We start from the raw sequence: 19689 nt of genomic DNA, 5'->3' as shown, positions 1-19689 counted from the left end.
ACTGGCTGACTGGCTGACTGCCTGAGGCTCAGAGCTCGACTCCCCGCTCGGCCAGCCACTCCCTCGGATCGACTCCCGACCCCAGCTGTGGAGTGAGCCGCACCTCGAAGTGCAGGTGCGGCCCGGTCGAGTTGCCGGTCGTGCCCGCCTGCCCGACCCACTGCCCCGGACGCACCCGTTCCCCCTGGTCGACGGTGACCGCCGCCAGATGTGCGTACTGCGAGTAGTAGCCGCCGGAGTGCTTCACCAGGACCTCCATTCCGAAGCCCGCACCGCACTTCACCCGCACCACCCGTCCCGCGCCGACCGCCCGCACCGGCGCCCCGATGCCCACCGCGAAGTCCTGCCCGGTGTGCCGGTTTGCCCACCGCGCGCCGGTGCCGCCGAAGCCCGCCGACAGCTCGTATGTCTCCACCGGCGCGACCCACTTCCGCCCGGTGACCGGTGGCGGCTGGTCAAGGCGTACGGCGCCACGGCAGCGACCCGCCGTGACCTGGCGGTCCGCCTCGCCCTGCAGCGTCCACTGCGCCTCGTCCAACTTCGCCTCGATACCGCGCTTCAGCCCGGCCAGCTGCGCGGTGCGCTTCTCCAGTGCGTGCCAGGCCGCCTTCGCCTTCTGCTCGTCGGCGTCCAGGCGGCGCGCGGCCCGCTGCGTCCTGGCGATCGCGTTGTCGACGGCCAGATCGGCCTGCCAGGCGGCTCGCTGACCGCGCATCAGTTCATCGGGGTCGGCGGCCAGGAGCAGTTGGGCGGTGTACGGGATGCCGCCACCGCTGCGGTACTGGGCGCGGGCGATCCGGCCGAGGTCGGTCTGCAGCATCCGTACTTCGTTCCGCTGCCGGTCGAGCAGCCGCCGCAGCCGCTTGGCGTCGGCGCGCTGCAGATCGGCGGCCCGGCGGCCCTGCTCGTACTCCTGCGTCGCCTTCGCCGCCTCCTTGTACAGCCGCGCCACCTTGGCGCTGGTGCCGGGCTCTTCGGCGGCCCTGTCCGACTCTTCGGCGGCCGTCGCGGGCGTGGCGAGCGCACCCAACGTGGTGAGCACCAGGGCGAAGAGCGGACAGCGGCGGCGGTGTCGGTGGCGCATCTACGGATCGTCGCCCGGCCACGCCGACGGCGCCCGTACGAGGCGTGCAACGGGGTGACCCGTGCCCCGTACGGTCCAGGCGCACTGCGCCGAACAGGGGCCTCCGCCGTACGGGCTCACGGGATCACAGCGGCGCCTGCCAGACCAGCGTCGTCCCACCCCCGCCCGTGCCGATCCCGGGCCCGTACCAGCTGTCCCCGCCCAACTCGTCGGCCCGCCGCCTGAGGTTCTTCAGGCCGCTGCGCCGACCGCCCTCCGGGATGCCGACACCGTCGTCGGCGACCGTGAGGCGTACTCCCCGCCGTCCGTCCGCGAGTTCGACGCCCGCGTCGACGACGACCTCGATCCGCGAGGCCTGCGCGTGCCGGAAGGCGTTGGACAGCGCCTCCCGCAGGGCCGCGATGAGGTTCTTGCTGGTCAGCTCGCCGACCAGGCTGTCCACCGGGCCGATAAAGCGGTGCGCGGGCGTGAAATCCAGTGGCACGGCCGCCATGTTGATCTCCCGCAGCACCCGGGTACGCAGCCCGGCCGGTACCTCGGTGGGGCCCTGCTGAAGGGCGAAGATCGCGGTGCGGATCTCCTGGATCGTCACATCCAGCTCGTCGACCGCCGTACTCACGCCGTCCCGCACCTCGGGGACGACCGCCCTGCGCTGTGCGCTCTCCAGCATCATCCCGGTGGCGAACAGCCGCTGGACGACCAGGTCATGGAGGTCCCTGGCGATCCGGTCGCGGTCCTCGAAAACGGCGAGCCGCTCCCGGTCGCGCTGCGCCTCGGCCATCATCAGCGCCAGCGCGGCCTGCGCGGCGAACTGGGCGGCGAGGTTCTTCTCGGCCTCGGTGAACGGCTGCGCGCCGGGCAGCCGCGGCGTGGCGAGCGCGCCGAGCACCCGCCCGTCACTCCGCAGCGGCAGCATCATGCACGGGCCGAACTCCCAGTCCAGCTCGCTGAGCAGGCGGACGCCGGTGGCCGGTTCGTCCACGAAGACCGGCTCGCCCCCGAGCAGGTCGTCCACCACGGGGGACTCCGGAGGGATCACCATGCCCAGCGCGCCCGAGGGCGCGCCCACGGCGTCCGTGGCGACCGCGGCGATCTCCAGACCGCCCTCGGCCGCGGGCAGCAGCACCAGGCCCACCGCCGAGTCGGCCAGTCTGCGCGCCTGTTCGGCGACGACGGAGAGGGCTTCGTCCGCGTCGGCGCCCGCCAGCAGCGCGGTGGTCACGGCCACCGAGCCGTCGATCCACCGCTCGCTCTGCCGGGTGATCTCGTACAGCCGCGCATTGCCGATCTGGATTCCGGCCTCGGTCGCGAGCACCTTCACCATGTGCAGGTCGTAGGCGGTGAATCCACCGGGTTCCCGCTTCTCGGTCAGGTAGAGGTTGCCGAACACCTCGTCGCCGACCCGGATCGGAACGCCCAGGAAGGTCCGCATCGGGGGGTGGTGCGGCGGGACGCCGACGGACCGCGGATCGGCGGTCAGATCGTCGAGCCGCAGCGGGACGGGGTCCTTGATGAGCGCGCCGAGCAACCCGCTGCGGCCGTCCGGCAGGGTGCCGATCCGGTCCCGCTGCTCCAGGGAGATCCCGTACGTGACGAAGTCGGAGAGCCCGTCGCCCTCGTCGTTGATGACACCGATCGCGGCGAACTCGGCACCGGTGAGGGAGGCCGCGGTCTCCGCGATGCGGTCCAGGATCGAGTGCAGCCGCAGTCCGCTGCCGACCGAGACCATCGCCTCAAGCAGCTGCGGCAGCCGCGCGGCCAGTTCCTCGGGGAGTGCCTGCAGGCTTCGGGCCGCCTGCGCGGCGGCGTGGGAGCCGGTCACGTCACGGTCCGGGAAGGGAGGCGGCTCGTCGGGGACCGCGGCGTCTGACATGCCTTGAGCCTAATGAGACGATTTTGGGAGGGAAAGTCGACTTCAGACACTCACGAGCCTTCAGGCGTTCAGGACCCTTCAGGCGTGCAGGGACCCTCAGGCGCGCAGGGACCCTCAGGCGCGCAGGGACCCTCAGGCGCGCAGGGCCCCTCAGGCGCGCAGGGCCCCTCAGCCACCTATGAACTCCGTACGGCGAGCAGCTCGGTCTCCCGCTCGCGCTCCCGCATCCGCCTCAGCGGCCCGTCCGCCCCGGCCAGCTCCTCGTACCGGCCGCGCTGCACCACCCGGCCCTCGTCCAGGACGATCACCTCGTCCACCGCCTCCACCCCGGCGAGCCGGTGCGTGATCAGCACGGTCGTCCGCCCTTCGGTCGCGGCCAGCAGGTCGGCGGTCAGCGCGTCGGCCGTCGCCAGGTCGAGGTGCTCGGCCGGTTCGTCCAGGACCAGTACGGGGAAGTCGGCGAGCAGCGCGCGGGCCAGCGCGAGCCGCTGCCGCTGCCCGCCGGAGAGCTTGGCGCCGTGCTCGCCCACCAGAGTGTCCAGGCCGTCGGGCAGTGACTCGGCCCAGTCCAGGAGCCGGGCCCGGCGCAGGGCGTCGCGCAGGTCGTCGTCGCTGGCGGTGGTGCGGGCCAGCCGCAGGTTCTCGCGTACGGAGCTGTCGAAGAGGTGCGCGTCCTGGGCGCACAGGCCGACCAGGCGGCGTACGTCGTCCCCGTCCATGGCGGCGGACTCGACCCCGCCGAGCGTGTAGCTGCCCTGCTCCGTGTCCAGGAAGCGGAGCAGCACCTGGGCGAGCGTGGTCTTGCCGGAGCCGCTGGGCCCGACGACCGCGACGCGTTGGCCCGCGGTGAGGGTGAGATCGACTCCGGCCAGCGCCGCGCGGTCTTGTCCCGGGTGCCGGGCGGTGAGGCCTCGCACCGCCAGCGGGAAGGGGTCGGCCGGTGCCTCCGCGGGACGCGCGGGCTCCCGTACGGGCTCCGGCGCGTCCAGTACGTCGTACACCCGCTCCGCGCTCTTCTTGACGCGCTGCCGGTACTGCACGGCCAGCGGCAGCCCGGTCACCGCTTCGAACGCGGCAAGCGGGGTGAGCACGACGACGGCGAGCGCCACACCGTCGAGCCGCCCTTCGCGTACGCCCTGCACCCCGACCAGCGCGGCCGCCGCGACGGTGAGCCCGCAGGCGAGCGCGGAGAGCCCGGCGCCGAGTGCGGTGGCGGTGGCGGCTCGGGAGGCGAGCGAGGTGAGCTCGGTGTCGGCCTGCCTGGTCTGCCTGGTCCGTGCGGTGAGCGCCCCGGCCACGGTGAGTTCGGCGGTGCCGGTGAGCAGGTCGGCCACCCGGGTGGCGAGCACCCCTCGGGCGGGCGCCAGGCGGCGCTCCGTACGGCGGGCCAGCGCGCCGCTCAGCAGCGGCACGCCCACCCCGGCGACCAGCAGCCCCACGGCGAGCAGGGCGCCGGCCTCCGGCAGCAACCAGGCCGTGAACCCGACGGCGCCCGCGCCGACAACAGCCGCCGCGCCGACCGGCAACAGCCAGCGCAGCCAGTAGTCCTGGAGCGCGTCCACATCGCCGACCAGCCGGGACAGCAGATCGCCGCGCCGGGCCGAACGCAGCCCGGCGGGCGCGAGGCGCTCCAGCCTGCGGTAGACGGAGACCCGCGTGTCGGCCAGCATCCGCAGCACGGCGTCGTGCGTCACGAGGCGCTCGGCGTACCGGAAGACGGCGCGCCCGATCCCGAACGCCCGCGTCGCGGTGACCGCGACCATCAGATAGAGCACGGGCGGCTGCTCGGACGCCCGCGAGATCAGCCACCCGGAGGTGGCCATCAGCCCCACCGCACTGCCGAGCGCAAGACTCCCCAGCAGCAGCCCGAGCCCCAACCGCCCCCACCGCTCCCGAGCCGTGTCCCGTACGCGCGCCAGAACCCCGCGTGCCCCCGATGTGGCCAACACCCGACCACGGGCCACGGCCTCGGCTGCTGCCGGGGCTTCGCTCACCACAGCGGCTTCGCCCGTCCCGCCCGCGGCACCGGTCGCCGACGTTCGCGGCTCCGCTCCCGCACGTACGCTCGCCCCCACCTGACCGCCCCCGGGCACCGCCTCGACCCGCACCACCCGATCGGCCACGGCGAGCAACGCGGGCCGGTGCACCACCAGCAGCACCGTCCGCCCGACGGAAAGCCGCCGGACCGCGTCCACGACCTCCGCCTCGGTCGCCCCGTCCAGCGCGGCCGTCGGCTCGTCAAGCAGCAGCACCGGCCGGTCGGCCAGGAACGCCCGCGCCAGCGCGAGCCGCTGCCGCTGTCCCGCGGACAACCCGGCCCCGTCCTCACCGAGTACGGTGTCGACCCCGTCCGGCAGGGCGTCCACAAAAGCCAGCGCCCCCGCATCCCGCAGCGCCTCCCGCACCGCCGAAGCACCCGCGTCCGGCCGCGCGAGCCGTACGTTCTCCGCGATCGACCCGGCGAAGAGGTGCGGCCGCTGCGGCACCCACGCGATCCGCTCGCGCCACTCCTGAAGGGACACCGTGGCGAGGTCGGTCCCCCCGACACACACCCGCCCCGCGTCCGGCCGGACGAACCCCAGCACCGCGCTCAGCAGCGTCGACTTGCCCGCACCGCTCGGCCCGACGAGCGCCACCGTCTCTCCGGGCTCGACCGTGAACGACGCTCCGGAGACGGCCGCGGTATCCCGCCCGGGATAGCGGACCGTCACCCCCTCCACGCTCAACGCCCCCGCGGGCACGGCCCCGGACCCACTCACCGGCACCGGCGTCTCCAGCACCGTGAAGATCTCCTCGGCCGCCGCAAGACCCTCCGCCGCCGCGTGGAACTGCGCCCCGACCTGCCGCAGCGGCAGATACGCCTCGGGCGCCAGGATGAGCACCACAAGCCCGATATACAGGTCCATCTCGCCGTGCACCAGCCGCATGCCGATGGTCACCGCCACCAGCGCGACCGACAGCGTCGCAAGGAGCTCCAGGGCGAACGACGACAGGAAGGCGATCCGCAGCGTCCGCATGGTCGCCTGCCGGTACTCGGCGGTGATCTTCCGGATCGACTCGGCCTGCGCCTTGGCCCGCCCGAACACCTTCAGCGTCGGGAGCCCGGCGACCACGTCGAGGAAGTGCCCGGACAGCCGGGACAGCAGCCGCCACTGACGGTCCATCCGGGCCTGGGTCGCCCAGCCGATCAGCACCATGAAGACCGGAATCAGCGGCAGTGTCACCACGATGATCGCCGCGGAGACCCAGTCCTCGGTCACGATCCGGGCCAGTACAGCGACCGGCACCACGACCGCCAGGCCCAACTGCGGCAGATAGCGCGCGAAGTAGTCGTCGAGCGCGTCGACTCCCCGCGTGGCCAGCGCGACCAGGGACCCGGTCCGCTGACCGCTCAGCCACCCCGGACCGAGTTCCGCGGACCGCTCAAGCAGCCGCCCGCGCAGTTCCGACTTGACCGCCGCGCTGGCCCGGTGCGCCGCCAGCTCGGTGAGCCAGCCGACGACCCCACGCCCCACCGCGACGGCGGCCAGCAACAGCAGCGGCGTACGCAACGAGGCCACATCGAGGCCCTGTTGGAATCCGCCTACCACCACCTCGGCGATCAGCATCGCCTGGGCGACGACCAGTCCCGCCCCGACGAGCCCGAGGAGCACCACCGCGACCAGGAAGAAACGGGTGGCTCGGGCGTACCGGAGCAGGCGCGGGTCGATCGGTTTCACGTGAAACAGTCCCTACTCAGTGCACGTCACTGAAGTGCACCGCACTCAGTGGACATCGGCGGCGATGTGCTGGGTACCGATCCGCTTGCGGAACACCCAGTACGTCCAGCCCTGGTAGAGCAGCACCAGCGGAGTCGCGATGGCCGCGCACCAGGTCATGATCTTCAGGGTGTACGGACTGGACGAGGCGTTGGTGACCGTGAGGTTCCACTCCTCGTTCAGCGAGGATGGCATGACGTTCGGGAAGAGCGTCAGGAACAGCATCGCCACCGCGGCCGCGATCGTGACGCCGGAAAGCGCGAACGACCAGCCCTCGCGGCCCACCTTGATCGCCCCAATGGCCCCGACCAGCGCCACCACGGCGACCAGCATCGCGACCAGGCTCTTGCCGTTGCCCGTGTCGGCCTGCGTCCAGAGCAGGAAGACCAGGGCCAGAACCGCCGTCGCCAGACCCAGCCCGAGCCCGAGCTTGCGTGCCCGTACCCGGATGTCGCCGTCCGTCTTCAGCGCCGCGAACACCGCGCCGTGGAAGGTGAACAGGAAGAGCGTGACCAGACCGCCGAGGATCGCGTACGGGTTGAGCAGATCCCAGAAGTTGCCGACGTACTCCATGTCCTGATCGATCTTCACCCCGCGCACGATGTTGCCGAAGGCCACGCCCCACAGCACTGCGGGCAGCAGCGAGGTCCAGAAGATCGCGTGCTCCCAGTTGGTCTGCCAGCGCTCCTCATTGCGCTTGTGCCGGTACTCGAACGCGACTCCGCGCACGATCAGGCAGACGAGGATGAACAGCAGCGGCAGGTAGAAGCCGGAGAACAGCGTCGCGTACCACTCGGGGAAGGCGGCGAAGGTCGCGCCGCCCGCCGTGAGCAGCCACACCTCGTTCCCGTCCCAGACGGGCCCGATGGTGTTGATCAGGACCCGCCGCTCGGTGCGGTCGCGGGCCAGCACCTTGGTCAGGACCCCGATCCCGAAGTCGAAGCCCTCCAGGAAGAAGTAGCCGGTCCAGAGAACGGCGATCAGAACGAACCAGACGTCGTGGAGTTCCATACCTCAGCTCCTCAGTACGAGAAGGCCATCGGCCGGTCGGTGTCGGGGTCGTCGCCACCGATCTTGGTGGGCGGGTTGAGGTCGGCCTCGGTGAGCTCCGGCGGTCCGGCCTTGACGTACTTGATGATCAACTTGACCTCGATGAAGGCGAGCACCGCGTAGAGCAGGGTGTAGACGACCATCGACGTGATGACCTCCCCCTGCGAGACATTGGGGGAGACGGCGGAAGCGGTCTTCATCACGCCGAACACGACCCAGGGCTGACGGCCCATCTCGGTGAAGATCCAGCCCCAGGAGTTGGCGATCAGCGGGAAGAGCAGGGTCCACAGCGCCAGAATCCAGTAGAGCTTGGTGAACTTCGGGCTGAGCGCCTTGTTCTTGAAGAGCACGAGATGCGGCACCTCGTCCTCACCGACCCGCATCGACTGCGGCAGCATGAACTTCTTGCGGGTGAGCCACAGTCCGAGCACACCGATGGCGAGGGACGCCATCCCGAAGCCGATCATCCAGCGGAAGCCCCAGTACGCGACGGGGATTATCGGCCGGTAGTCCCCGGGGCCGTACTCCTCCTGCATCTGCTCGTTGAGCTCGTTGATGCCGGGGACATGCTCGTTGAAGTCGTCGTGGGCGAGGAAGGACAGCAGTCCCGGAATCTCGACCGCGACCTTGTTGTGGCCCTTGTCCACATCGCCGTACGCGAAGATCGAGAACGGCGCGGAGTCCTCGCCGTCCCACAGCGCCTCGGCGGCGGCCATCTTCATCGGCTGCTGCTCGAACATGATCTTGCCGAGGATGTCGCCGCTGATGGCGACGAGCAGACCGCTGATCGCGACCGTGACCAGGCCGAGCCGCAGCGAGGTCTTCATCACCGGCACATGCTTCTTACGGGCCAGGTGGTAGGCGGCGATGCCGACCATGAACGCCCCGCCGACCAGGAAGGCGGCGGTGATGGTGTGGAAGAACTGGGCCAGGGCCGTGTTCTGGGTGAGCACCGAGAGGAAGTCGGTGAGCTCGGCACGCCCCTTCTCCTCATTGATCCGGTAGCCGACCGGGTGCTGCATCCAGGAGTTGGCCGCCAGGATGAAGTACGCCGAGAGGACCGTGCCGATCGACACCATCCAGATGGTGGCGAGGTGGAGCTTCTTCGGCAGCTTGTCCCAGCCGAAGATCCAGAGCCCGATGAAGGTGGACTCGAAGAAGAAGGCGATCAGGGCCTCGAAGGCAAGCGGGGCGCCGAAGATGTCCCCGACGAAGCGCGAGTAGTCGGACCAGTTCATACCGAACTGGAACTCCTGCAGGATGCCGGTGACGACACCCATCGCGATGTTGATCAGGAAGAGCTTGCCCCAAAACTTGGTGGCCTTAAGGTACTTCTCCTTCTCGGTCCGCACCCACGCGGTCTGCAGGCCGGCCACGAGCGCCGCCAGCGAGATCGTGAGCGGGACGAAGAGGAAGTGGTAGACGGTGGTGATACCGAACTGCCAGCGCGCCAGGGTCTCTGGCGCCAGAGCCAAGTCCACGTCGTCACTCTCCTTACGTCGGCGTGGTCACTGCGGCAGTCTGCCCCTTTGATATCCGGCATCTAGGGACCAACCAGGACACGCTTGTGAACGCGTTCACATTCACAAGCATTATGTCGTACCAGGTTCGGGGATCTTTCGGCGGGGGGGGCCTTTTCGCGACCCCTTCCCAATCACTTCAACATATTGTTGAATCCGCGGCATGCAGATCCGAATCTCCTGGCCCGCCGGGCACCTCACCGCGACCCTCGACGACACCCCGACCGCCCAGGCGCTGCGCACGGTCCTCCCCCTGTCCGCCACCGCCAACACCTGGGGCGAGGAGGTCTACTTCGACACCGGCGTCAGCGTCGCCGGCGAGCCCGGCGCCCAGCAGGTCGTGGACCCGGGCACGGTCGCCTTCTGGACGGACGGCGACGCCCTGGCGCTGCCGTACGGGCCCACACCGATCTCGCGAGGCGACGAATGCCGCCTCGCGAGCCCGTGCAACCTGCTCGGCGCACTCGACGGGGACCCGCGTCAGCTGGCCACTGTCCGCAGCGGCGACCCGATACGCGTGGAGCTGGTCGGCGAGTAAGCCGCCGCCGACCAGCCCTGAGACGTCCGAGACTGCTCAGCTCCGAGATGGCTCAGAGCCGAGACCGCTCAGCCCGAGACGGCTCAGAGTTCCTTGCGGAAGGCCGCGGCCGTGTGCAGGAAGAGGTCGTTGGCCTCCGGCTCACCGATCGAGGCCCGCATGCCCTCGCCCGGGAACGGCCGCACCACCACACCGGCCTTCTCGCAGGCGGCCGCGAAGTCGGCCGTGCGCTCCCCGAGGCGCAGCCAGACGAAGTTGGCCTGTGTCTCGGGCACCGTCCAGCCCTGGCTCCGCAGCGTCTCGACCATCCGGGTGCGCTCGCCGACCAGGGTGCCGACCCGGCCGAGCAGTTCGTCCTCGGCACGCAGGCTCGCCACGGCCGCGTCCTGCGCGAGCTGGCTGACCCCGAACGGCACCGCGGTCTTGCGCAGCGCGGCCGCCACCGGCTCATGGGCGATCGCGAAGCCGACCCGCAGCCCGGCCAGTCCGTACGCCTTGGAGAAGGTGCGCAGCACGCAGACGTTCGGCCGGTCGCGGTAGAGCTCGACGCCGTCCGGCACCTCGGCGTCCCGGATGAACTCGCGGTACGCCTCGTCGAGCACCACCAGCACATCGCTCGGCACCCGGTCCAGGAACCGCTCAAGCTCGGCCCTGCGCACCACCGTGCCGGTCGGGTTGTTGGGGTTGCAGACGAAGATCAGCCGGGTCCGGTCGGTGATCGCCGCCGCCATCGCGTCCAGGTCGTGCACCTCCCCCGGCGTCAGCGGCACCTGCACCGACTTCGCCCCGCTGACCTGCGTGATGATCGGGTACGCCTCGAAGGACCGCCAGGCGTAGATCACCTCGTCGCCCGGGCCCGATGTGGCCTGCAGCAGCTGCTGGGCGACACCGACCGAGCCGGTGCCGGTCGCCAGGTGCGAGGCGGGCACCCCAAAGCGTTCCGACAGCTCGTTCATCAGGCCCGTGCACGCCATGTCCGGGTAGCGGTTGAAGGACCCGGCGGCCGCGGTCACCTGCTCCATCACCCCGGGCAGCGGCGGGTAGGGGTTCTCGTTGGAGGACAGCTTGTACGCCACCGGTCCTCCGGCCGCCGCCGGCTTGCCCGGCTTGTAGGTCGGGATGCCGTCCAGCTCGGCGCGCAGCTTCGGGCTTGTCTCGCTCACCGCAGGTCCTCCTCGTGCCACCCAGGTTCGAATACTGCTCACCTTATGAGGATTCGGCGTCGGTGCGAATGGCCTGTGGAAAACCGCGAGGGGGGAGCGCTCAGATCCATGGCGTACGCCCGTGGCTCACGCCGTGGCGCGCATCACCCGTGAGGGTGAGTTGAGACCTCTTCGAGACATAGACCAGTCAGCAGACCTCTGCGGGTAGACGACCACCAGGCGAGCCCTCGACCCCGTAACTCCCTTGGGTTCCAAGGTCATTCAGGCGATCACCCCATGCAGAAACGTGCCTGTCAACGAGTGAATATGCGCGCCCGCCGAGCACCCTCATGAGCCCTACTATCGGCTCGCCATGACAGCAGCAGGGAAGCACCAGGTGAGCCGGGCGCAGACTCGGGGAAGCCGGCAAGGTCGAGCGGGCATCCGGGACGTGGCCGCCGCAGCCGGGGTCTCCATCACGACCGTCTCCGACGCGCTCAACGGCAAGGGCCGACTCCCCGACGCCACCCGCCGACATGTCCGCGAGGTCGCGGAGCGGCTGGGCTATCGCCCGTCCGCGGCGGCCCGAACGCTCCGTACCGGGAAGTCGGGCCTGATCGGCCTGACGGTGACGACGTACGGGGATGAACCTTTCACCTTCACCGAGTTCGCGTACTTCGCCGAGATGGCGAGAGCCGCCACATCCGCGGCCCTGGACCGCGGCTACGCCCTGGTCATCCTCCCCGCCACCTCACGCCACAGCTCCGTCGACATCTGGTCGAACGTCGCCCTGGACGGCACCGTCGTCATCGACCCCTCCGACCACGACCCGGTCGTCAGCGAACTGATCCGGCACGGCCTGCCGGTCGTCTCAGACGGCCGCCCGGCCGGCTCGCTGCCGGTCACCGCCTGGGTCGACAACGACCACGAGGCCGCCGTCCTCGGCATCCTCGACCACTTCGCCGCGGCCGGCGCCCGCCGTATCGGCCTGCTCACCGGCACCACCACGGACACCTACACCCGGCTCTCCACCCAGGCGTATCTGCGCTGGTGCCGACGGATCGGGCAGGACCCGGTGTACGAGGCCTATCCCGCCCACGACCCGTGTGCCGGGGCGGTGGCCGCCGACCGGCTGCTGGCCCGGCCCGACCGACCGGACGCCGTCTACGGCCTCTTCGACCCGAACGGCACCGACCTGCTCGCGGCCGCCCGGCGCTATGGACTGCGGGTGCCCGACGACCTGCTCCTGGTGTGCTGCAGCGAATCCCTGGTGTACGCCACCACCGAGCCGCCCATCACCACACTTTCACTGAAGCCGCGCCGGATCGGCACCGCCGTCGTGCAGCTGCTCATCGACGCGATCGAGGGCGTGGACGCCGGCCGTCCCGTCGAGCAGGTAATACCGACCGAACTGATCGTGCGGACCTCCTCACAGCGCCGCCCGCCACGCACCACCGTCAGCCCTCCGCGTACGCCCGGGCCGGGCTAGCAAGGAGAGTTACCCCTCAATTCGGGAGAAATCCCGATGAACTGTGGGTCCGACATCGATTCACCACCCCTGGTGCATCACACAGTGCGAGCGGCATTCCTATGATGGGCGCACGACACTGCGGACCACTGCGACCAGGCGGTCCGATCCGGTGGAGGAATGCGGCGCGACGGTGGTGGAGGGGTCGATGACTCAGGGGGCCGGTCAGGGACCCACGGTGCGTACGGACACGGTCCGCGATTTTCGCGTACCCGCGTATGTGCACCAGACCGGCCAGGAGCCTGCCCAGCGCGAGGAGCCCGACGGGTACACGCCGACGCAGCGCGACCTGCCCGTCATCAACCGCGGTGACACGGTTCAGGTACAGGTCACCGAGACCCCCGTACCGGCCTCGAACCCGAACGGCCTCGGCCCGCTGTACGTCGTCGGCGATGTGCACGGCTATCTCGACGAGCTGGTCGTCGCCCTGCGCGAGAAGCAGCTCATCGACGACGAGGGCAACTGGGCCGCGGGCAACACCCGCCTGTGGTTCCTGGGCGACTTCACCGACCGCGGCCCCGACGGCATCGGGGTGATCGACCTCGTCATGCGGCTCTCCGCCCAGGCCGCGGCCTCCGGCGGCTACTGCAAGGCCCTGATGGGCAACCACGAGCTGCTGCTGCTCGGCGCCAAGCGCTTCGGCGACACCCCGGTCAACTCCGGTGCGGGCACCGCCACCTTCCAGGCGGCCTGGCTGCTCAACGGCGGCCAGAAGACCGATATGGACCGGCTCCAGGACGTCCATCTGCAGTGGATGTCCCGGCTCGACGCCATCGAGCTGGTGGACGACCACCTCCTGGTGCACTCCGACGCCACGGCCTATCTCGACTACGGCGACTCGATCGAGGCGGTCAACGACACCATCCGCGAGGCCCTCACCCGGAACGACGCCGACGAGTACTGGGACCTCTTCAGGAAGTTCACCAAGCGCTTCGCCTTCCGCGACGAGGGCGGCCCGCAGGCCGTACGCGAACTCCTCGGGGTGTACGGCGGCACCCGCATCGTGCACGGCCACAGCCCCATCCCGTACCTCCTCGGCGAGGTCGGCAACGAACACGCGGGGGACGGCGAGGACAGCGCGGGCCCCCGCGTGGAAGGGCCGCATGTGTACGCCGACGGGCTGGCCATCGCCATGGACGGCGGCGTGACCATGGCCGGAAAGCTGCTGGTCTGCCAGCTCCCGTTGGATAACTGAGCGTTACACGGGCAGGCGTAAGAAAACCGGTACGTCGCTGACCAGGGGCCCAATTTCCGGAAACACCCTGTCACGCCGTGCCGTAACCCCTCTACCATCGGCATATCCGTAGCAGGCTCTCCTCCGTTTCCGCCCGACTGCCCGCACCTACGCGAGTATCCAGGCCCTACGGAGCATCGGGGGATGCACATGAACAGCGCTCCACACCTGCTGAACGAGGACCGCCAGGACTATGAGCGGGTCCTCGACGAGGCGCTGCGCTCCGCACCACAGCGACCGGATCTCGCCGCGATCGGCGAGCGACTCAATCCCGAACAGCTGCGCACCATGGCGTTGAACGCGACCGCTCTGATCACCACCGCGGCGGCGGCCGAATACCAGCACTACGTAGAGGTCCGCGAGGAACTGCGCGCGCCCGCTTCGAGCTCGACCCGCGAGTCGTCCACCAGTGAATCCAACCCCGGCACCGTGGGGCTGGCCACCGCCACCGGCGAGGTCACCGAGACCGCCGGTGCGGGCCTGGTCGCGGTCCTCGCGGTGCTCGCCCCCGTCCTGGCGGGCGCCGCCGCGGCGATCTTCCTGCTGGTCGGCTACATCCTGAAGATGCTCAGCCCCGAGCCGGCGTTCGCCGACACCCTGCTGACCGCCGGGTGGGTGTTCGGCGCGCTCACCGCCGCCGGCATCCTGGTGGCCGCCATAGGGCTGCTCCTGACGGCCCTGCGCAACGGCTCCACCTCGGTCCAGGCAGGCGCCCGGGGTGAGCTGACAGAACAGGTGGCCCAGGCCAGGGAGGCCTGGCATACGGCCCTGCTCGAGCGCGGCATACTGCCCTTCCTGCGCGACGCCCTCGCCACCCCGGGCATCCCGGAGGCCCGCCCTGAGCCCCCCGACGGCCGCATGCCCCACCTCGGTTACCACCGCCCGGGGTTCAGCAGCCCCGACAACGGCCCCGCGGCCGGGCACCGACCGACGTACAGCAGACCGGACTTCTCCAGCCCGGACTACGGCGGCCCGGACCACCAGCCCGAGTAGGGCGGGCCGTCCGGGCCGACCACCGCGTGTTTCACGTGAAACACGCGTTCGACGAGACGCGCACTCAGGGCCGAGTCAGTCCGCGATCGGCAGGTAGACGCGGTTGCCCGCGGCCGCGAACTCCTTGGACTTCTGCGCCATGCCCTCCTCGACCTCGTCCTGCGTACCGCCGTGCTCCCGGCGGATGTCATGCGAGATCTTCATGCTGCAGAACTTCGGCCCGCACATCGAGCAGAAGTGCGCGGTCTTGGCGGGCTCGGCCGGCAGGGTCTCGTCGTGGAACTCCCGTGCCGTGTCCGGGTCGAGGGCCAGGTTGAACTGGTCCTCCCAGCGGAACTCGAAGCGCGCGTCGGACAGCGCGTCGTCCCAGTCCTGCGCGCCCGGGTGCCCCTTGGCGAGGTCCGCCGCGTGGGCCGCGATCTTGTAGGTGATGACGCCGGTCTTCACGTCGTCGCGGTTGGGCAGGCCCAGGTGCTCCTTGGGCGTGACGTAGCAGAGCATCGCGGTGCCCCACCAGCCGATCATCGCGGCGCCGATGCCCGAGGTGATGTGGTCGTAGGCGGGCGCGATGTCGGTGGTCAGCGGGCCGAGCGTGTAGAACGGCGCCTCCTCGCAGATCTCCTGCTGGAGGTCGATGTTCTCCTTGATCTTGTGCATCGGGACATGGCCCGGGCCCTCGATCATGGTCTGTACGTTGTGCCGCTTGGCGATCGTGTTGAGCTCGCCCAGCGTGCGCAGCTCGGCGAACTGCGCCTCGTCGTTGGCGTCCGCGATGCAGCCGGGCCGCAGGCCGTCGCCGAGCGAGTACGTCACGTCGTACGCGGCGAGGATCTCGCAGAGCTCCTCGAAGTGCTCGTAGAGGAAGCTCTCCTTGTGGTGCGCCAGGCACCAGGCCGCCATGATCGAGCCGCCGCGCGAGACGATGCCGGTCTTGCGGTTGGCGGTGAGCGGGACGTACGGCAGCCGCACACCCGCGTGCACGGTCATGTAGTCGACGCCCTGCTCGGCCTGCTCGATGACCGTGTCCTTGTAGATCTCCCAGGTCAGGTCCTCGGCGCGGCCGTCCACCTTCTCCAGCGCCTGGTAGAGCGGCACGGTGCCGATCGGGACGGGGGAGTTGCGCAGCACCCACTCGCGGGTGGTGTGGATGTTGCGGCCGGTGGAGAGGTCCATGACCGTGTCGGCGCCCCACTTGGTGGCCCAGGTCATCTTGTCCACCTCCTCCTCGATGGAGGAGGTGACCGCGGAGTTGCCGATGTTGGCGTTGACCTTCACCAGGAACCGCTTGCCGATGATCATCGGCTCGATCTCCGGGTGGTTGACGTTCGCCGGGATGACCGCCCGGCCCTGGGCGACCTCCTCGCGGACGATCTCCGGGTCGATGTTCTCGCGGATGCCGATGAACTCCATCTCGGGAGTGATCTCACCGCGGCGGGCGTACGCGAGCTGGGTCACGGCCTGGCCGTCCCGGCCGCGGCGCGGCTGGCGGGGGCGGCCGGGGAAGACCGCGTCCAGGTTCTTCAGGCCGCCGCGCGGCGAGGTGTGCTTGAGGCCGTCGTCCTCGGGGCGGGCGGGGCGGCCCGCGTACTCCTCGGTGTCGCCCCTGGCGATGATCCAGTTCTCCCGCAGCGGGGGCAGACCGCGGCGGACGTCGGTATCCGCGTTCGGATCGGTGTACGGCCCTGACGTGTCGTACAGGGTCACGGCCTTGCCGTTGGTGAGGTGCACTTGGCGGACCGGGACCTGCAGGTCAGGGCGGGAGCCCGTGACGTATGCCTTGTGCCAGCCGATGGACGTCCCGGCCTCCGTGTCGTTCGAGTTCACAGTCGCGTCCGTGTTCACGGTGGCGTCCGCGTTCTCGTTCGAGTTGGAGGCAGGCGTGCGAATGTCCGATGTGGTCATGAGACCTACTCCCTACGCCGGCATTACCCGGTAACAGGTTCGGCGGTCGACGCAGCGAGTTCCGTATGTCCCATACGGAGGTCAGCGCCCTCTCAGCCCGGTGCTCCGAGCTCCCGCGATTGCAAAGGTGCCCCCACGCTAGCGCCCCGTCGGCCACGCTGAACAGAGGGCCCCTGCCGTTCTTGCGATGATCGGTCGGTGACCTCCTCGCAGCAGCCGCCTCCCGAGCCCTCCGAACCGCCGCACCAGCACGGTCCCGGACGTGTCCCCGGGCACGCTCCCGACCACGGCCACGGGCACTCCCACAGCCATGGCCCGGCCGCCCCCGTTTCCCAGCATCTGCGCAAGGTGATCGCCGCTGTACTGATCCCCTTCGCCGCGGCGGTCGTCGTCGGTCTGGCAGTGTTCTGGCCGGGCGGCGCACCCGCGCACGAACGCACCGGGGTCGGTTTCGACCGCCAGACCCAGCAGGCCAAGGTGGTGAAGGTCGAGCAGGTCGACTGCAAGGACGTGAACGCCTCGCAGGTGCCGCCGACAGGTGATACCTCGACCCCGGAGGGGTCGTCCGCGCAGCAGCAGGCGACCGGCGACTGCGACCGGGCGACGGTCGAGGTGACCACCGGCAAGGACAAGGGCCGCACCTTCGTCGAGATCGTCCAGCCTGACCAGACGCGGAAGCTGAAGGAGGGCCAGGGGGTGGTGGTGGCGTACGCCCCCGACGCGCCCAGGGAACTGCAGTACTCGGTGACCGATGTGGACCGGCAGGTCCCGATGGTGCTGCTTGCCGCGATCTTCGCAGTGGTGGTGGTCCTGGTGGGGCGTATGCGCGGCCTGATGGCTCTGGTCTCGCTGGCCATCAGCTTCGCGGTGCTGACGCTGTTCATCCTGCCCGCGATCCTCCAGGGGTCGAATCCGCTGATGGTGGCGGTGATCGGGTCGAGCGCGATCATGCTGGCCGCGCTCTATCTGTGCCACGGTCTGACGGCCCGTACGTCGGTGGCGGTGCTCGGCACACTGATCTCGCTGGTGTTGATCGGACTGCTCGGCTCGGTGTTCATCGACTGGGCGGAGCTCTCTGGCAACACCGACGACAACACCGGGCTGATCCACGGGCTCTACCCGGACATCGACATGAGCGGCCTGCTGCTGGCCGGCGTCATCATCGGCTCGCTCGGTGTGCTCGACGATGTGACGGTCACCCAGACATCGGCGGTCTGGGAGCTGCACGCCGCCGATCCGACGATGGGGGCGCGGAAGCTGTACCGCGCGGGCCTCAGGATCGGCCGCGACCACATCGCCTCGGTGGTGAACACGCTGGTCCTCGCTTACGCGGGCGCGGCGCTGCCGCTGCTCCTGCTGTTCTCGATCGCACAGAGCAGTGTGGGCACGGTCGCGGGCAGCGAGCTGATCGCCGAGGAGATCGTGCGCACGCTGGTGGGTTCGATCGGCCTGGTCGCCTCGGTGCCGGTGACGACCGCGCTCGCGGCGCTGGTGGTCTCGGCCGACAAGGCCGGTGGTCCGGCGCCCGCCGCCGCGGGGCGGGCTCAGCCGCGTGGCGGGCGGGGTCGGCGTCGTAAGCGCTGAATCGTCCGGCGTAGGTGCTGAATCGTTCCGCGAGATCGAGGCGGCGCGGCGCAGCTCGCGTTCCGGCTCAGCTCACGCTCCGGCTCAGCCCGCGTTCCAGCTCAGCCCGCGTTCCGCTCCTGCGCCAGGATGCGGTCGAGTGCGTCGTCGAGGTGGCGTTCGAAGTCGGCGAGCGCCCGCTCCTGGCCCAGCGGAACCAGCTTGTCGGTCCGGTCCAGGAAGGCGATCAGCGGCGCGATTCCGGACCGGAACAGTGCCTGGTCCGCGCCGACCTGGAGCCGGATGACGGCATCGGCCAGGGGCTCGGGGCCGTCGGGCGCGATGCGCACATCGCCGTCGCCGCACGGCTCGTTGATCCCGTCGACCAGGAGTTCCCGGCTGAACGCCCAGGTCACGGGGGCGTCGCCGGGCAAGTGGAAGGTCAGTCGCACGGCATAGGGGTCGCCCGTGTCGTAGCGCAGCTCGACCGGGATGCGGAACGAGAGCTCCTCGGATACGAGGAAGCTCATCATGACCTCTGCCTGTACGGACTCGCGCATCGCCTACCCCGTTGCTGTGCTGTCGAATGGCCCTGGGACGGTCTTCCCGACCTTTACGGCATCTTGCTCAACGTGTCCAATGGATCACAAGGAGTGAGTTTTCAGATGCTGATAGAGAACGCCAGCGTGGCGAGCTTCCTCCCCACGTCACTCTGCAGTTCACGCACCGCGGGCAGCAGCCGGTCGGCCTGGTGCACGGGCAGCGAGATGGCCAGCGTGGCGGCGGTGGTTCCGGCCGTGATCGGTACGGCCGCGCAGACGGTCCCCAGGGCGTACTCCTGACGCTCGATGACGGGCTGCATCCGGCCCGTCGCCGCGAGCCTGCGCAGCAGTACGCGGTCGTCGCCGACGGTGTACGGGGTGATGGACTGCACGGGGTAGCGGGCGAGGTGGTCCCGCCGCGACTCCTCGTCCAGTTGGGAGAGCAGGCACTGGCCGATCGCATGCGCGTGCGCGGTCTGGCGGAAGTCCGCCCACTCCTCCACGGCGGGGCTGCCAGGGGTGTCCGCGACGGCCACCACCCGGACCTCACCCTCGCGGTAGACGGCGAAGTAGACGGGGACACCGATGGCATCACGCCAGTGCTCCAGCACGTCGCCGATCATGCCGCGACGTTTCTGCTGGGCGCCGCTGTCGGCCATCATCTCGGCCGCGGGACCGAGCGCGAACACGCCCCTCTCGCGACGCAGATAGCCCTCGTGGGTCAGCGTGCGGAGCAGGTGGTACGCGGTCGGCAGCGCGAGCCCGGCCTCGCGCGCGAGCTGTTTCGCAGGCGCCCCTTCCTCATGGGCGGCCACGGCCTCCAAGAGCCGCATCGCCCGCTGCACCGAACCGATCAGGGTCGGAGCGGCGGTGGTGCCGACTGCCGTGGTGGTGGTGCTCACTGCCGTGGCCAAGGTGCACTCCCGAGGCGCGTGGGGGGGTCCCCCGTACGGAGCCACGGG

At 70.1% G+C, this 19689-nt stretch carries 14 protein-coding genes and 1 riboswitch; of the genes, 5 read left to right on the top strand and 9 right to left on the bottom strand.

The genetic code is table 11. The features are described 5' to 3' along the window. Positions 1 to 28: 28 nt before the first annotated feature. From U9R90_RS17735 to U9R90_RS17715, 5 genes are all read right to left on the bottom strand, one after another. Positions 29 to 1084: a M23 family metallopeptidase gene (locus tag U9R90_RS17735; RefSeq protein ID WP_411057425.1), complete on the bottom strand. Its 1056-nt coding sequence runs from the start codon at positions 1082 to 1084 to the stop codon at positions 29 to 31. Between the two features lie 124 nt (positions 1085 to 1208). Further along, the gene (locus U9R90_RS17730; protein ID WP_411057424.1) at positions 1209 to 2957 is read right to left on the bottom strand and encodes a GAF domain-containing sensor histidine kinase; all 1749 of its coding nucleotides are present in this window, start codon (positions 2955 to 2957) and stop codon (positions 1209 to 1211) included. 176 nt (positions 2958 to 3133) lie between these two features. Beyond that, positions 3134 to 6676 (bottom strand): thiol reductant ABC exporter subunit CydD, encoded by a 3543-nt coding sequence (cydD, locus tag U9R90_RS17725; protein WP_411057423.1) that lies wholly within the window; start codon positions 6674 to 6676, stop codon positions 3134 to 3136. 45 nt (positions 6677 to 6721) lie between these two features. Then, positions 6722 to 7726 (bottom strand): cytochrome d ubiquinol oxidase subunit II, encoded by a 1005-nt coding sequence (gene cydB, locus U9R90_RS17720; protein ID WP_411057422.1) that lies wholly within the window; start codon positions 7724 to 7726, stop codon positions 6722 to 6724. Positions 7727 to 7737: 11 nt separating this feature from the next. After that, positions 7738 to 9246: a cytochrome ubiquinol oxidase subunit I gene (locus U9R90_RS17715; RefSeq protein WP_411057421.1), complete on the bottom strand. Its 1509-nt coding sequence runs from the start codon at positions 9244 to 9246 to the stop codon at positions 7738 to 7740. Positions 9247 to 9448: 202 nt separating this feature from the next. On the opposite strand from U9R90_RS17715, the gene U9R90_RS17710 reads away from it, so the two are divergent. Then, positions 9449 to 9823: a cyclophilin-like fold protein gene (locus U9R90_RS17710; protein WP_411057420.1), complete on the top strand. Its 375-nt coding sequence runs from the start codon at positions 9449 to 9451 to the stop codon at positions 9821 to 9823. 83 nt (positions 9824 to 9906) lie between these two features. On the opposite strand, the gene hisC is transcribed toward U9R90_RS17710, so the two are convergent. Continuing rightward, positions 9907 to 10986 carry a histidinol-phosphate transaminase gene (gene hisC / locus U9R90_RS17705; protein ID WP_411057419.1) on the bottom strand — a complete coding sequence of 360 codons (1080 nt, stop codon included), beginning with the start codon at positions 10984 to 10986 and terminating at the stop codon, positions 9907 to 9909. A gap of 352 nt (positions 10987 to 11338) precedes the next feature. Here hisC and U9R90_RS17700 point away from each other — a divergent pair, with 352 nt between their 5' ends. The 3 genes from U9R90_RS17700 to U9R90_RS17690 all read left to right on the top strand — a co-directional run bounded on the left by U9R90_RS17700 (position 11339) and on the right by U9R90_RS17690 (position 14720). Beyond that, a complete protein-coding gene (locus tag U9R90_RS17700; protein WP_411057418.1) occupies positions 11339 to 12454 on the top strand; it encodes a LacI family DNA-binding transcriptional regulator in 1116 nt (371 codons plus the stop codon). 172 nt (positions 12455 to 12626) lie between these two features. After that, on the top strand, positions 12627 to 13688 hold the full coding sequence (locus U9R90_RS17695; protein ID WP_411057774.1) for a metallophosphoesterase: 1062 nt from the start codon (positions 12627 to 12629) through the stop codon (positions 13686 to 13688). A gap of 183 nt (positions 13689 to 13871) precedes the next feature. Beyond that, the gene (locus U9R90_RS17690; RefSeq protein ID WP_411057417.1) at positions 13872 to 14720 is read left to right on the top strand and encodes a hypothetical protein; all 849 of its coding nucleotides are present in this window, start codon (positions 13872 to 13874) and stop codon (positions 14718 to 14720) included. Between the two features lie 75 nt (positions 14721 to 14795). On the opposite strand, the gene thiC is transcribed toward U9R90_RS17690, so the two are convergent. Then, complete coding sequence (thiC, locus tag U9R90_RS17685) at positions 14796 to 16622, bottom strand: phosphomethylpyrimidine synthase ThiC (RefSeq protein WP_411057416.1); 1827 nt, start codon at positions 16620 to 16622, stop codon at positions 14796 to 14798. Further along, positions 16615 to 16749: riboswitch (TPP riboswitch) on the bottom strand. (Overlaps the previous gene by 8 nt.) Before the next feature lie 71 nt (positions 16750 to 16820). Between thiC and U9R90_RS17680 the strand changes: the two genes are divergently transcribed. After that, a complete protein-coding gene (locus tag U9R90_RS17680) occupies positions 16821 to 18206 on the top strand; it encodes a YibE/F family protein (RefSeq protein ID WP_411057415.1) in 1386 nt (461 codons plus the stop codon). Between the two features lie 101 nt (positions 18207 to 18307). On the opposite strand, the gene U9R90_RS17675 is transcribed toward U9R90_RS17680, so the two are convergent. Both U9R90_RS17675 and U9R90_RS17670 read right to left on the bottom strand, forming a co-directional pair. After that, positions 18308 to 18745, bottom strand: coding sequence for an SsgA family sporulation/cell division regulator (locus U9R90_RS17675; protein ID WP_411057414.1), 438 nt, complete (start codon positions 18743 to 18745; stop codon positions 18308 to 18310). 101 nt (positions 18746 to 18846) lie between these two features. Continuing rightward, positions 18847 to 19572 carry an IclR family transcriptional regulator gene (locus U9R90_RS17670; protein WP_411057773.1) on the bottom strand — a complete coding sequence of 242 codons (726 nt, stop codon included), beginning with the start codon at positions 19570 to 19572 and terminating at the stop codon, positions 18847 to 18849. Positions 19573 to 19689 lie beyond the last annotated feature (117 nt).

Source organism: Streptomyces sp. E11-3 (assembly GCF_046540415.1).
Lineage (GTDB): Bacteria > Actinomycetota > Actinomycetes > Streptomycetales > Streptomycetaceae > Streptomyces.
The sequence above is the reverse complement of the archived record's forward strand: the minus strand, read 5'-3'. Positions and strand labels throughout refer to the sequence as shown.